The sequence below is a fragment of the Herbaspirillum sp. Sphag64 genome (assembly GCF_014192645.1).
GTDB lineage: Bacteria > Pseudomonadota > Gammaproteobacteria > Burkholderiales > Burkholderiaceae_D > Herbaspirillum.
In genome coordinates, this window is sequence record NZ_JACHYE010000015.1 from 62,274 (window position 1) to 75,744 (window position 13,471).

Genomic DNA, 13,471 nt, shown 5'->3' on the forward strand with positions numbered 1-13,471 from the left:
TGATGGTTTGATCCCGTCATTGTCAGTTATTTGATGCAGATGCCTGCTGATACTTGATGTTGTCCTTTTTTGGCAGCAGCTATCCCTGATCTACGATCGCGGATAGCTGTTTTTCCATTGTCAAGTGTCGTGCATTGGACAGATGCCTTTGCACAACGTCTTCTCCCCGCATAAAATTTTTACGATACAGTACGCGCTCAGAAATAAAAACAAACTAGCTTTTCAGCTATATGTTTCCTGACAATTCCTGAGAAGCAGGATGAAAGCCACCAGTTTTGTGGGGGTGGTAGACGTAAAAAAAGTCTCGTTTTTCGTAAATGAGACATAAATTGAAGCGGGAAAACAATGAGTTCAACAGTGGTCAGACCAAGCGATTCCTTCCGGTCGAAGAAATTTCACATCATCACGCTCGCAGCACTCGGTATCGTTTTTGGCGATATTGGCACCAGTCCCTTGTATGCGCTGAAGGAGTGTTTCAGTAACGACCACGGCGTGCCATATTCTCCAGAGTCGGTACTGGGCATTATTTCCATGCTGTTCTGGGCGATCACGATTGTGGTGTCGTTGAAGTACGTGTTGTTCGTCATGCGTGCCGACAATAATGGTGAGGGTGGTGTGCTGGCATTGATGGCGCTGACCTTGCGCACGGCAGTAGCCGGTTCGCGGCGGGCCAAATGGCTGATGATGCTGGGCGTTTTTGGCGCCTGCATGTTCTATGGCGACGTGGTGATTACGCCTGCCATTTCGGTGTTGTCGGCGGTTGAGGGGCTCGATATCGCTATCCCTGGCACCTCGCATTACGTGATTCCGCTGACACTGGTGATCTTGATCGGCCTGTTCCTGATCCAGCGCCACGGTACTAATCTGGTCGGCAAGCTGTTTGGACCAGTGATGTTCATCTGGTTCATTTCACTGGCATTGCTTGGCCTGTTCAACATCGTCAAGGCACCCGGCGTGCTGGTGGCGATCAATCCCATGTATGCGGTGCAATTCATGGTGCACCATGAAATACAGGCGTTTATCGTGCTGGGTTCGGTTGTGCTGGTTTTGACCGGAGCTGAAGCCCTCTATGCTGACATGGGACACTTTGGCATTCGTCCAATCCGGTATGCGTGGCTCTATACGGTCATGCCCAGCCTGATGATCAATTACTTCGGTCAGGGTGCCAACCTGCTGGCCCACCCCAGCGCGGTCAGCAATCCGTTTTACCTGATGGTGCCGCAACCGCTGATGGTACCGATGGTGGTATTGGCGACCATGGCCACCGTGATTGCCTCGCAGGCGGTGATTTCTGGCGCGTTCTCGCTGACCAGTCAGGCCATCTTGCTGGGGTTCGTTCCACGTATGCGCATTTTGCATACCTCAGCCGATGAGCGTGGTCAGATTTATATTCCACTGATCAACTGGATGTTATTGGTGCTGGTGGTCGCGGTGGTGTTGAAATTCAAGAAGTCGGATGATCTGGCCGCTGCCTATGGCGTGGCGGTGACGACCACCATGCTGATCACCACGGTGCTGGCGGCAGTCGTCATGCGCATCGAGTGGCGCTGGCATCCGGCCTTGGTGACCTTGTTGATCAGTGCCTTGTTTGTGGTCGATTTTGCATTTTTCTCGGCGAACCTGCTCAAGATCGCCGATGGTGGATGGTTCCCGTTACTGCTCGGCGGCATTGCCTTCTTTGTCCTGATGACCTGGTATTCGGGACGCATGGCGTTGCGCTCACGGGTCAAGGATGACGGCATTCCACTGGAGCCCTTTGTGGCCAGCCTGCTCGCGCATCCACCGCATCGGGTAGGTGGCACGGCAGTATTCATGACTGGCAACGTCAATACCGTGCCGGTCGCACTGCTGCATAACCTGAAGCACAACCGCATTCTGCACGAGCGCGTGTTCTTCCTGAAGATCAGTATCTGGGACGTCCCCTACGTGGCCGACCAGGAACGTCTGACCTTGAAGGATCTGGGTGGCAATATTCATTTGTTGCGTGCGGCATTCGGCTTCAAGGAAGCGCCCGAAGTGACCAAGGTGCTGTCACTGGCAGAGGCGCAGTTCGGCTTGCACTTTGATCTGATGGATACCTCGTTCTTCCTGGCGCGGGACACGGTTGTGCCGACCAAGTTGCGTGGCATGTCGCATTTGCGCGAGCAGCTGTTCGCCTGGATGTATCAGAATGGCGCCAAGACGTCGGACTTCTTCCACATTCCAGCCAACCGTGTCGTGGAACTGGGTACCAAGGTAGAAATTTGAGTTACTGAATTGCTTGGCAAACCGGCGTTATCGTTGCATCCCCAGCACGATGGCGCCGGTAGCGATCAGTAGAGCAGCAACGATGCGCCGCTGTGTCAGCTTTTCCCCGAGGAACAGGCTGCCGATCACGGCGGCAAACAGAACCGAGGTCTCGCGCAATGCAGAGACGGTCCCCATCGGGGCCAATGTTACGGCCCAGATCACAATCCCATAGGCCAATAATGACATCACCCCACCCGCCAGACTGATCCAGTTCTGGCGGGCCTGCGGTAGCACTGGCCAGCGGCGTTGCTGCCACATGACGATCAATGCCAGCGGCGCGCTGTCGAGCACAAACAGCCAGCCAGAATAGGCTAATGCATTGCCCGACGCGCGGGCACCGATGCCGTCGGTCACGGTATAGGCGGCGATGAAGGCTCCGGTGGTGAAGGCCGCAATCGGTCCTGACAGGTTATGGCGGTCCTTGATCTGCGCCAGACTGATGATCCCGAGTGAGACCAGACCAACCCCAATCCAGGTGGCACCTCCCATTTTTTCACCGACCAGCAGCGCTGCGCCGATTGCGACCAGCAACGGTGAGGAGCCGCGTGCAATGGGATAAGACTGGCTGAAATCGCCGATGCGATAGGCGCGGATCAGGAACAGGTTGTAGCCTGTGTGCAGTGCGCCGGAGAGGAGTATGTATGGCCACGCAGCAGTGTGCGGAAGGGGTGTCAGCAGGATCAATGGCAGTGCGCCAAGTCCGGCCCCGATGGTCATGATGGCCAGTGAGCTGAGTCGATCTCCGCTGCTTTTGAGCAGGGCGTTCCAAGAGGCATGCAGCAGTGCGGCGAGCAAGACCAAAGCAACCACGCCGGGATTCATGAGCGGGATCCTGATAACGGTTTCATGGTGGCGAGCATTGCGACAGCGGGGCGGCGCGTAAAAAAGCCCTCATCATACGCGCTGATCCAGACTTGATGTTGGCTTGTTCTGCGCTGACCTGCTGCGTCAGGGTTCAGGCTATGGATGGCTGATGAGGCAACGCTACGGCACAACGCCAGAGCTGGTGTCCTGAGGCCAGATATTTTCGTTCAAAAGGTGTCATTGGCGCGTCTGGCAGATAAGCCTCACAGCTTGCCCCTGCAGCCAGTTGGTTCAGTGCGGTCGCGAATTCTTCAACGTAAATCTGCCAGTTGCTGCGACATTCGATATGTCCACCCAGCGCCACGATGGTGGGGAATACCGCGTGACCGTGCCAGCGTCGCGCCAGATGCCCGATCTTCGGCCAGGGATTGGGATAGAGCAGGTACTGGCGGGCCGGAAAAATCCCCGCATCCAGTAACAGGCGCCAGTAATCAACCAGATCGGCGCGCACAAAGCAGAGGTTGTCAGGTTCCGGACCATCCCACGCCTGTCGGTCAGTATTACGTGCCAGGCGGTCTTCAGACTGGTCGATGCCGATCACAAAATGATCTGGATACTGTGCTGCCAGGTGCAATGTCGACAAGCCAACACCGCAGCCAGTGTCCAGGATCAACGGTTGTGATCCGGCGGTACGCCAGACCCCGATACTCTGGTCAAAGGCTCCCTGGTTATAGGCAGTCACCGGCTTGCGGAATGGATGGCGGGCATGTCTGGCAACCAGGCTTGAGAGCTGGCTATGGATGCCGGTCTGGCTGCTGGAGATGGCGGACGAATTCAATTTGCAGGGATGGTGTAGCGTAGGGGGTCTGCTGGGGAGGTGACGCTGCATGCCGTGCCATGGTCCATGGCGCGGCATGCAAGACTTTAGTGCAAGGTCATCGGTTGGCGCATCAAAATATCATAACTGCTGAGGAATGAGTCAATGTCTTCCATGGAAGGCTCGGTGGCAATCAGATCCTGCACGTTCTTGCGAAACATTTCGGCAGCCGGACCGTCAATGTAGATTTCGCGCTTGCCGGATTTGTCCATGATTTCGTAGCCACCGAAGTGCAAGGCTTCGTGATCGCGGTCGGCCCCGAACTCAACGACGCTGTATTGCTCACTGTTGTAGATCAGATTCATCGTGGCTCCTTTAGCAAATAGTCAGACTTTGTGCAGGAAATGGCGTCAGGTAACCATATTTCAAGGGCCTTCATCGACCCTTGATTTGTTTACGGCAGAGTCCGCAATAACTTTTGCGGTCTTCACAACATAGAGTGAAAGAGTGGAGTCGGGGAGCGAAGGTCAGAAATGCGAGCAATGACATTGTCAACGGGCAACTCAGGCGCGGCTGAGATACCAGGCTAGCCCAAGGCAGCGATCTGAATGATCGCCACCCCGGATGAGCGGTAGAGAAACTTCAAAGGCCTTTTTTCGCCAGCTTGCCAGGTTCGACACCCAATTGTTTGAGCTTGCGATACAAGTGGGTGCGCTCCAGTCCGGTGCGTTCGGCAACGCGTGTCATGCTGCCGTTTTCACGGACCAGATGGTATTCAAAGTAGGCACGTTCGAATGCATCCCGGGCTTCGCGCAACGGCAGATCAAACGAGATATTGGAAGCATTATCGGCAATAGGTGCGTAGGCTGGTGCCAATGCCGCACCGTGTCCATGATGTGCGACATCGCCATTGGCGGCTGAAGTATAGGCCGACACACTGGCAGCATGATGTTCGTTGGTGTCGGCTGTCGTGACAACATTGGGGCGGATGTAGGAGGGCGCACGGACCGGCTCCCTGCTGTGTGACAGACCTTGCTGGACAGCTTTGAGCAGCTTTTGCAAGGCAATCGGCTTTTCCAGGAAATTGAGCGCGCCGATCCGTGTTGCTTCGACCGCGGTGTCAATTGTCGCATGTCCTGACATCATGATGACTGGCATGCTTAGCAAGCCATCCCGCTGCCATTCCTTGAGCAGTGTTACTCCATCTGTATCTGGCATCCAGATATCCAGCAACACCAGATCAGGAACACTGCCTAGACGCAGTTCTCTTGCCTGCTGCGCGTTTTCTGCGGTGGATACGACATGCCCTTCATCGCCCAAAATTTCTGAGAGCAATTCGCGGATACCCATTTCGTCGTCGACGACAAGGATGTTAGCCATGTGCCTGCTTTCCTCATTAACTATTTTTGAGATATTTTATGCAACTGGCAAAATCAATGTTGTGCGCTCACAAAATCAATGTTGCCAGCCATATCGGCAAAGACGCTACCTATAGTACAGCACGTAATGACCACCCCCCGGCTGGCGCTTTGCAGACATGTCGTTTTCCAAAAAATAAACGAACCACGCAAAATTTTATGTCACAACCATACTAAACGACCGTGCCTCCATCAACGGCAGCGGCGCTAAAATCTTAATGCTTATGCATCGGGTGCTAACTTTAACAGCAAAATTAATATTTTTGCGCCTCTCGTGTCATTGCGATTCTGGATGTCGACGCGTCCGCCGTGTTCATCGATGATTTTTTTTACCATCGGCAAACCTAATCCTGTTCCCTTAGGCTTGGATGTTACATAAGGTTCAAATGCACTGGCCAGTATTTTAGGACTGAAGCCAGGGCCATTATCGGTAATCGACAGACACACTGCGCTGCGCCCCGTTCCGCCCGAGCCCTGATATTTGACCAATTCCGTGACTAGTTCAATACGTGGTGTGAGCCCGCCATTGTCGGCAACCGCATCCTGGGCATTCTGCAGCAGGTTATGGATCACCTGACGTAACTGCGTAGCGTCACCCATAATCTTCGGCAGTCCTGGTGCAAGGCGCGCCTGAATCACGTCACGACCATCACCTGCCAGATAGAGATGCAGGATTTCTTCGGTCAGTGCGTTCAGATCAAGCGCTACAGGCTTGGCCGGAGGTGTCTTGGCGTAGTCGCGGAAATCATCGACCATGCGCTTCATGGCGGCGACCTGATTGACAATGGTGGCGGTACTTTTTTCTAATACTGCGGCGTCGGATGGCAGTAATTTGTCTGACAGGCGCATTTGCAGTCGCTCCGCTGACAGCTGGATCGGTGTTAATGGATTTTTGATTTCGTGGGCCAGACGGCGCGCCACTTCACCCCAGGCAATCGAGCGTTGGGCCGAAATGACGTTGCTGATATCGTCGAAGACGACTACGTAGCCGACGCCGTTTTCCACCGGCAGGTGAGAGCCACGTGCCAGCAAGATGATTTTATTGCTATCCCGGTCAGAATGGTTGCTGGCAGGTGCCTCCCCATTGCCCAGCTCGATCTGCTGTTGCCAGTGCAGGCTGTCGTGCGCCGAGTCGGCCGCCAGTTGTGCACTTTTTTCCGAGAATGCCTTGATGATGGCTTCGGCGAACAATGCCTGCCCTTCAATGGTATGCAAGGGCGTTCCGATACGGTCGCTGAAGTCGTAATCAAGGATACGGCGGACCGATTGATTGATACTGACGATGCGGAATTCATTATCCAGCACCATGACGCCGGCCGACATATTGGCCAGCACTGACTCCAGATAGGCCTTGGCATTTTCCAGTTCAGCACGATTGCGCTCAACGGAGGTGCGCGCTTCCAGCAATTGGCGCGTCATCACATTGAAGGACTGGGTCAACGTGCCTAGTTCATCGGCACTGCTGATGATAGGACGTGGAGACAAATTCCCTTCAGCCACCGCCTTGGTACCTTCTGCCAGTAGCAACAGGGGACGCGCCAGGCTGCTGGCAATCAGGAAGGCACTGGCGATGGCGCCAAAAATTGCCAGTAACAGGGTTAAGGTCAGGGTGACCAGATAGATCTTGCGCAAGCCTGAGCGTGCCACCGAACGTTGCTGGTACTCGCTGTAGGCCAGACGCAGGGTTTCGGCATTGGAGGCCAGGTAATCGGGGACCGGTAGCAATACCTGCAAGAAGCGTCCGGCAGTTTGCAAGCCCATTGTCTTGCTCGAATTGGGAACAGCTACTACCACGTGCAGGCGTAGATTGCCTTCGGTATCGGCGTCACTGCCCATCGCACGCGAATCGTCGCTTTCCACCACTGAAAAACCGCGCGTTATGCGCGCCTGCCGCATCATTGCCGGACTTGGCACGCTGGGCGTAAGTACACCGATACGCCCTCCGACAGTCGCCAGTACTTGCGCGTTTGCGTTGACCAAGGTGATTTCCATGTTCTGGTCATGGAGGCGGGAGAGATAGGTAACCTGTTCTGACTCGGACAGATCTGCCAGCTCCTGTGCCATGGCACGGGTACGTGAGGTCAGGTCGGTAAGCGATGAGTCAAGTGCATTGCGTCCCAGATTCAGACCGGATTCCAGTGCCGCTTCCATGCGCACGTCAAACCAGGATTCAATCGAGCGTGACACGAACTGGACCGACACCATATAAATGATGGCACCCGGCAGAATACCGATGAGGGCAAACATCATTACCAGTCGCGCCAGCAGTTTCGAGCCGAATTTGCCGCTGCGATAGCGTTTGTAAAGCCGTATCAGCAGGAGCACCACCAGCAGCAGCAGCGATATCGCTGCGAGTGCATTGAGCCCAAGCAGCCAAGGATAATGTTGATCGAAAAGGGCAGAGTTTTCAGAGGCGGACGCCAGCAGAAACAACAGGATGCTGATGACACCACCACCAACCCCTAACAGATAGCGCAGGGCACGGGTCATTCTGGTTTGAAGCTGAATTCTTTCCAGTTGGAGGAAAGCCGCCAGTCACTATTGTTGAGTGCATTGATCTGGAACGGTTTGGGCAACTGTGCCACGTCCAGGCGCATACGTACGCCAACATTGACAACATCGCCGGGCTTGAGCGCATTTTTGTCAGCAACGATCCAGCGTGGCGGCCGGCGGATCAGCGACAAGGCATCTTCCAGCGTACTGAAGCTCTGTTGCAGCTGACCGCTGGTAGAGGCATGGTATTGGCGCGTAAGAACGTTGTAGGAAAGACGGACCGTACGTGATGCTGCCGCGCTGACTTCATCGAACCAGTACCAGCGGCGGCGGGTGAGCTGCACATCGGTGGTGAAATAAAGCGGAACCCCTCGGGTCAGGGCATCTTCCAGGCTACGGTTAAGCTCGAAAGAATAGGTCACCGACAGGCGATAGCCATCGTCAACAGCTTCCAGCGATGCCTGTGAAATATCGATTTCAGCAGCATGCAGGTTGCCGTTGCTTAACAACAGCATGGCAAGCAGCAGCAATTGCCGGGTGCATTGTCGGAAGCGCTGGAGCAGCCGTAGTAACACCTGTCTTGCGTTGTCGCAAGGCAATATGGCGGATGCCGGAAAGAGGAAGTTGAAAAGGGCCGATTGCGTCAATTCATGGTCCAGTTTTTTGAAACAGTGCGTAAAACAAGCCATCATGGTCAGCGTCGGTACTGGCTGTTGGCAATAACTGACCGGGTGCGTCCAAGCGCAAGGCATTGTTACGTGTAGCAAATGCTGCAGCTTGCAGTTCTGATTCCTGAGGCCACAAAGAGCATGTTACCAGCAACAATTTACCATCGGGCTTGAGCATCTGCCAAAGATTGTCGAGGATTTGCGCAGAAAGTGTTGCAAGTTGCGCGGTATCCGATTTGCGGCGCAACCAGCGAATATCGGGATGACGCCGCACGATTCCTGACGCAGTGCAAGGTACATCGGCCAGGATCCTGTCAAACTGCTGTCCATCGAACCAATCACCGGCGCTGGCCGCATCGCCCGATTTGAGTTTTGCCTGCAACTGCAGGCGCTGCAGGTTTTCTTCAATCCGCCGCAGACGTTTTGGGTCGTGGTCCAATGCCAGCAGATCAATGTCGGCAATTTCCAGTAAATGGCCGGTTTTACCCCCAGGTGCAGCGCAGGCATCAAGCACGCGCATGCCATCGTGGACGTCCAGTAACGGCGCTGCAAATTGAGCAGCAGCATCCTGCACCGACACCAGCCCCTCTGCAAATCCAGGAATCTGCGTCACAGGTACCGGCTTGTCCAGCCGCACGGCATCGGCGCCAATCTGGTTGCCATGCATGCCGGCTGCAGACAGGCGTTCCAGATAGGCAGAAATCGAGCTTTTGCGGCGATTCACACGCAAGGTCAATGGCGGTGCGGCATTGCCAGCCAGCAAAATGTCCTGCCATTGCTGCGGATAGGCATCTTTTAGGCGGTCGATCCACCAGGTTGGGTAATTCCAGGTGCCGGGTGGCGTCTTGCGCGCCTGTGTCAGTAATTCTGTATGTTCACGCAAGAAGCGTCTGAGGATGGCATTCACCACGCCTTTGGCATGTTGCAGGTCTGGGTCGGCAGCGGCAGCTTCGACCGCCTGATTAACGACTGTATGCGCATCATAGGCAGGATCTTGCTCGTCCGCCAGCAGCGCCAGCGCACAGCTGAGCAAACCATGCAAGGTAGCCGGTTGCGGCGGCTTGTTGGCCAGCGCTGGGAGCATTGCATCAACCAGGCCGAGCCTGCGCATGGTCAGATAAGACAGATGTTGTATGGCGCCGCGAGCCTGTGGTGGCGGATCTGCTTGCGCGAACAATTGCGCCAATGCTGCTGGCAGGGCGGTACCGTTGCGTACTTCTGCTACCGCGCAGGCGGCACCGTGCAGGGCATAGGCCAGAGAGTCTGTTTTCAAGGAAGCTTGCATCATCGTTATGGTTATTGAGGCCCGTCCAGAGCCAGCCGCCAGTGTAACAGCCAGACTGCCGTTACAGAATGGCAGATTGGCTTGCGTGTGATCTTCAATAGCGCGATATGGCGGCGCGCCATTATGAACTTGTCACTGGCATCCGGGCTGAAATTTACACTGGTAATGCGTACCGGCTACATTGCCACCCAGTATCTGCAAGATTGCGCCAGTTCGGCTACAGTGGCTGCCTATTTCTGTTAACAAAATCGTCAACCCTATGGATCAAGCTGTACACCCAACGGCGCATCAAACTGACATCGCCACGTGGATGATTACCCTACTGGCCGCGGCCTGCGGGATCATTGTCGCCAACTTGTATTTTGCCCAGCCATTGATCGGACCAATTGCCGCCAGCACGGGTATCTCTCCAGGTGCTGCAGGCCTGATCGTGACGTTGGCGCAGGTCGGTTATGGTGTCGGGTTGTTGTTTATTGTACCGGTTGCGGATTTGCTGGAAAACCGCAAGTTGGTGATCGCGCTCATGATCATTACTTGTCTGGCATTGATCGGTGCAGCCTGCGCGCAGACGGCGGGCCAGTTCTTTGCGGCAGCGTTCGTCATCGGCGTCAGTTCAGTAGGTGCCCAGATTCTGGTGCCATATGCAGCGCATATGTCGCGTCCGGAAACACGTGGCCGCGCCGTAGGCAATGTGATGAGCGGTTTATTGATGGGGATTTTGCTAGCACGACCATTGGCTAGTCTGGTCGCAGATCTGTTCGGCTGGCATACGATCTTTGGTCTCTCGGCAGTGGCCATTGCACTGCTGGCAGTGGTGCTGTCGCGCTACTTGCCCCAGCGACGACCCCCAGCAGGGATGCACTACGGGAGTTTGCTGGCATCCATGTGGGAACTGGTCAAAACAACGCCGGTCCTGCGCCGCCGCTCCGGCTATCATGCGCTGGTCTTTGCTGCATTCAGCTTGTTCTGGACCACGTCTCCCTTGCTTCTTGCTGGCCCGGTGTTCAAGCTGTCGCAGAAGGGAATTGCCCTATTTGCCTTCGCCGGTGTCATCGGCGTCATTGCTGCTCCGCTGGCGGGCCGTGTAGCAGATCGTGGCTGGAGTCGACTGGCGACTGGTTGGGCGATGTTTTCGGTCGCCTTGTCTTTTGTCTTGATGTATTTTTGTGTGCGAAATGGCAGTGGTTCGCTGGTGTTGCTGCTAGTAGCGGCAATTTTGCTTGACTTTGGCGTGTCCGCCAATCTGGTGTTGAGTCAGCGTGCGATCTACGCGCTCGGTGCAGAAATTCGTAGCCGCCTCAATGGCTTGTTCATGGCAACGTTCTTTGCTGGCGGTGCACTTGGCTCGGCGTTGGGCGGATGGATTTACGCACAAGGTGGCTGGAGCGCCACGTCTTTGCTGGGTTTGCTGTTTCCCACGGTTGCTTTGTTCTACTACGCAACTGAGTTTCGCGCACAAGCGTCCTGATGCGCAGAAGCTGTTGAGCTTCTGCACAGTCGGTCTCCGAGTTTAGACGCCCCAGAGAATGTCGTGATTGCCTTCCTTGGCTGCCCGCAACATGTCCAGTAAAGGATAAGCGCGTGCCGAGAAGGTCACGACTTCGATCTTTTCGTGGCCGTGATCGTCGCCGTTTTCATTGTGGTGCGCACGGACATCACGCTCCAGCGCTTCAGCTGCCTCATGTGCCTTGCTGTTGTCGATCTGTTTTGCCAGCACGGCAAGCGCATCTGCACTTTCGGCAGCGGTAATCACACCGCGCTTGACGTCCTTATGCAGCAGATCGAGGATAGGCTTGGCATGTGTCTCGTACATGACAACATCGGCAGCCGCCTTTGATTTAAACGTAACCAGCATATTTCCTCAGAGTATTGATATGAATAAAAGCGCTGCGCTTTCGCTGTATGCACAGTGCTCACTGCGGTCAGTAGGATAACTCGGACCTCGCCAACTTGTCATCTGAGGCCTGTTTTTCGGCTTTATTGGGACTGGAACGAGGTAAAAAAAGTCTGGATGCTCTGTCTCGGCATGTGGTGCTCGTCTCCCATCATCAGCACTTGGTATATCCGTGCATCTTTGGCAACCAGCAGCGCCATGAGTCGTATCGGATGACCGTTGGCATTGCCATTGGCGACCAGTTCGATCGCTTCGCCCGGTGGTTGCCAGTCCTTGTCAATCGGTTGGGATAAGGCTTGACCGCTGATATTGCGCAGCAGCGCAGTACGCATTGATGCCAGCGCCGCATGTGCCTGCGCCGCATCTGACAGTGTTGCCGCGCCGACCGCAAATGTCACGTGACTGACTTCCGCAGCCAACATATTCATGTCTATGTTAGTGCCATTGAGGTCAATTGCACGCGTCACCGAGGCGGGTTTGTCTGGCATCAGCACGCTATATGACCATGCAGGTTCTTGTACCTCACGCCAGTTATATTGCGGTGAACAGGCGACGGACACTAACACGGCACTGAGGCTAGCCAAGCGTATCAACAGGTTTCGCAAAGTGCGCATGGTTTGGTATCAGTTGCAATTCATGGTTGTAAAAGCGGCAGAGAATCAGCAGAGACGCAGTGCTTAACGGCACTCGCGATCATATTGTAGTTCCAGCCGGGAGCGCCGCGAGATACCAGTACCCATGCCAATTCCCAGGTGTCCGTGACCACCATTGCTGGCATTGATTTGCAGCTCTGGCTGGGCCAGTGGCAGTGGCACCAGCACTCTGCCAGACTGTCCGGCAGGAGGGGCAAGCGTCGCACGTTGAATTTCAGCGAGCAGTTCCTGGCAGTGCGGACTAAGCGAAGCACTTGCTGCCCCTTGGTTGATGGCATCCGATGGCAGCTGGGTGTTGAGACTTTTTTGCATGTCCTTGGGCAAGATATCCATTGCCTGATTAATATCACTTTCGGTCGCAACCGGTTGCGCAGCCGCTGCTCCAAACCAGAGCAGAAGCAAGGCCAGGATCATTAAGGGCAGTACACGGAGGTTGGCTAACATAGGCAAAAAACAGGTAACAAGTCGATCTGTAAAAAGGATGCTCCAGTCGCCGATCGTAGCAAACACCGTGTCCTCGGGCTAGTATTCGCGCAAGGCGCGGCGGTATTGAATGGCCTCGGCAATATGGGATTTGCCTACAGTGGATGCCATCCCCAGATCGGCAATCGTACGTGCCACCTTTAATACCCGATGATAAGCCCGTGCGGACCAGTTAAGCCGTTGCATTGCAGCGCGCAATAAGGCTTCGCCTGCGGCATCCGGAGTGCAATAACGGTCGATGTCCTGCACGGGCAGCTGGCAATTACTCTTTGACTGCCGTGCGCGTTGTATTGAGTGTGCCTGCTGTACACGCGCTGCGATACTGGCGGTACTTTCTCCTTGAACTGCCTGCAGCATTTCGTCGTGCGCCATACTTCCGACTTCGATTTGCATATCAATACGATCAAGCAGCGGTCCGGATATCTTCCCTTGGTAGCGACGAATCTGATCAGGGGTACAGCGGCATTGTCCGTGCTGCGCACCGAGCATGCCGCAGGGACAGGGATTCATCGCTGCGATCAGCTGAAAACGCGCCGGAAAATCGGCCTGTCGGGCTGCACGCGAGATGGTGATGTGGCCTGACTCCATTGGCTCGCGCAGGACTTCCAGTACCTTCCGGTCGAATTCGGGTATTAGGTTGTACTTTTTGTCTGTCTGTATTTCTTTG

The 13,471-nt window shown here is 55.1% G+C and carries 12 protein-coding genes and 1 pseudogene; 2 read left to right on the plus strand and 11 right to left on the minus strand.

Features of this window, described 5'->3' with window-relative positions:
• Positions 1-345 precede the first annotated feature (345 nt).
• Positions 346-2,247 (plus strand): potassium transporter Kup, encoded by a 1,902-nt coding sequence (locus tag FHW66_RS18285; protein WP_183381265.1) that lies wholly within the window; start codon positions 346-348, stop codon positions 2,245-2,247.
• A 27-nt stretch (positions 2,248-2,274) separates the two neighbouring features.
• Here FHW66_RS18285 and FHW66_RS18290 read toward each other — a convergent pair whose 3' ends face one another.
• The 7 genes from FHW66_RS18290 to rsmB form a co-directional block, all read right to left on the minus strand.
• On the minus strand, positions 2,275-3,111 hold the full coding sequence (locus tag FHW66_RS18290) for a DMT family transporter (RefSeq protein ID WP_183381266.1): 837 nt from the start codon (positions 3,109-3,111) through the stop codon (positions 2,275-2,277).
• Positions 3,112-3,244: 133 nt separating this feature from the next.
• A complete protein-coding gene (locus tag FHW66_RS18295) occupies positions 3,245-3,931 on the minus strand; it encodes a tRNA (guanosine(46)-N(7))-methyltransferase TrmB (RefSeq protein WP_183381267.1) in 687 nt (228 codons plus the stop codon).
• 86 nt (positions 3,932-4,017) lie between these two features.
• A complete protein-coding gene (locus FHW66_RS18300; protein ID WP_183381268.1) occupies positions 4,018-4,275 on the minus strand; it encodes a DUF3567 domain-containing protein in 258 nt (85 codons plus the stop codon).
• A gap of 277 nt (positions 4,276-4,552) precedes the next feature.
• Entirely contained in the window at positions 4,553-5,290 is a 738-nt protein-coding gene (locus FHW66_RS18305; protein WP_183381269.1) for a response regulator, read from the minus strand.
• 260 nt (positions 5,291-5,550) lie between these two features.
• Positions 5,551-7,818: an ATP-binding protein gene (locus FHW66_RS18310; RefSeq protein WP_183381270.1), complete on the minus strand. Its 2,268-nt coding sequence runs from the start codon at positions 7,816-7,818 to the stop codon at positions 5,551-5,553.
• Positions 7,815-8,336, minus strand: coding sequence for a DUF4390 domain-containing protein (locus tag FHW66_RS18315; protein ID WP_183381298.1), 522 nt, complete (start codon positions 8,334-8,336; stop codon positions 7,815-7,817). Before FHW66_RS18315 ends, FHW66_RS18310 begins: the two co-directional genes overlap by 4 nt.
• 133 nt (positions 8,337-8,469) lie before the next feature.
• Positions 8,470-9,777 carry a 16S rRNA (cytosine(967)-C(5))-methyltransferase RsmB gene (gene rsmB, locus FHW66_RS18320; RefSeq protein WP_183381271.1) on the minus strand — a complete coding sequence of 436 codons (1,308 nt, stop codon included), beginning with the start codon at positions 9,775-9,777 and terminating at the stop codon, positions 8,470-8,472.
• 256 nt (positions 9,778-10,033) lie between these two features.
• Between rsmB and FHW66_RS18325 the strand changes: the two genes are divergently transcribed.
• A complete protein-coding gene (locus FHW66_RS18325) occupies positions 10,034-11,242 on the plus strand; it encodes an MFS transporter (protein ID WP_183381272.1) in 1,209 nt (402 codons plus the stop codon).
• A gap of 42 nt (positions 11,243-11,284) precedes the next feature.
• On the opposite strand, the gene FHW66_RS18330 is transcribed toward FHW66_RS18325, so the two are convergent.
• The 4 genes and pseudogenes from FHW66_RS18330 to FHW66_RS18345 all read right to left on the minus strand — a co-directional run.
• Positions 11,285-11,629 (minus strand): DUF1840 domain-containing protein, encoded by a 345-nt coding sequence (locus FHW66_RS18330; protein ID WP_183381273.1) that lies wholly within the window; start codon positions 11,627-11,629, stop codon positions 11,285-11,287.
• Positions 11,630-11,751: 122 nt separating this feature from the next.
• A complete protein-coding gene (locus FHW66_RS18335; RefSeq protein ID WP_183381274.1) occupies positions 11,752-12,282 on the minus strand; it encodes a hypothetical protein in 531 nt (176 codons plus the stop codon).
• A gap of 63 nt (positions 12,283-12,345) precedes the next feature.
• Complete coding sequence (locus FHW66_RS18340; RefSeq protein WP_183381275.1) at positions 12,346-12,765, minus strand: hypothetical protein; 420 nt, start codon at positions 12,763-12,765, stop codon at positions 12,346-12,348.
• 78 nt (positions 12,766-12,843) lie between these two features.
• Positions 12,844-13,437 (minus strand): annotated as a pseudogene (locus FHW66_RS18345) (ATP-binding protein); the annotation flags it as partial.
• Between the last annotated feature and the right edge of the window lie 34 nt (positions 13,438-13,471).

Excerpts from the sequence above, each read along its gene's own strand:
- FHW66_RS18285 (WP_183381265.1), top strand. The coding sequence starts at position 346 with ATGAGTTCAACAGTGGTCAGACCAAGCGATTCCTTCCGGTCGAAGAAA.
- FHW66_RS18290 (WP_183381266.1), bottom strand. The coding sequence starts at position 3,111 with ATGAATCCCGGCGTGGTTGCTTTGGTCTTGCTCGCCGCACTGCTGCAT.
- FHW66_RS18300 (WP_183381268.1), bottom strand. The coding sequence starts at position 4,275 with ATGAATCTGATCTACAACAGTGAGCAATACAGCGTCGTTGAGTTCGGG.
- FHW66_RS18305 (WP_183381269.1), bottom strand. The coding sequence starts at position 5,290 with ATGGCTAACATCCTTGTCGTCGACGACGAAATGGGTATCCGCGAATTG.
- FHW66_RS18310 (WP_183381270.1), bottom strand. The coding sequence starts at position 7,818 with ATGACCCGTGCCCTGCGCTATCTGTTAGGGGTTGGTGGTGGTGTCATC.
- FHW66_RS18315 (WP_183381298.1), bottom strand. The coding sequence starts at position 8,336 with ATGCTGTTGTTAAGCAACGGCAACCTGCATGCTGCTGAAATCGATATT.
- rsmB (WP_183381271.1), bottom strand. The coding sequence starts at position 9,777 with ATGATGCAAGCTTCCTTGAAAACAGACTCTCTGGCCTATGCCCTGCAC.
- FHW66_RS18325 (WP_183381272.1), top strand. The coding sequence starts at position 10,034 with ATGGATCAAGCTGTACACCCAACGGCGCATCAAACTGACATCGCCACG.
- FHW66_RS18330 (WP_183381273.1), bottom strand. The coding sequence starts at position 11,629 with ATGCTGGTTACGTTTAAATCAAAGGCGGCTGCCGATGTTGTCATGTAC.
- FHW66_RS18335 (WP_183381274.1), bottom strand. The coding sequence starts at position 12,282 with ATGCGCACTTTGCGAAACCTGTTGATACGCTTGGCTAGCCTCAGTGCC.
- FHW66_RS18340 (WP_183381275.1), bottom strand. The coding sequence starts at position 12,765 with ATGTTAGCCAACCTCCGTGTACTGCCCTTAATGATCCTGGCCTTGCTT.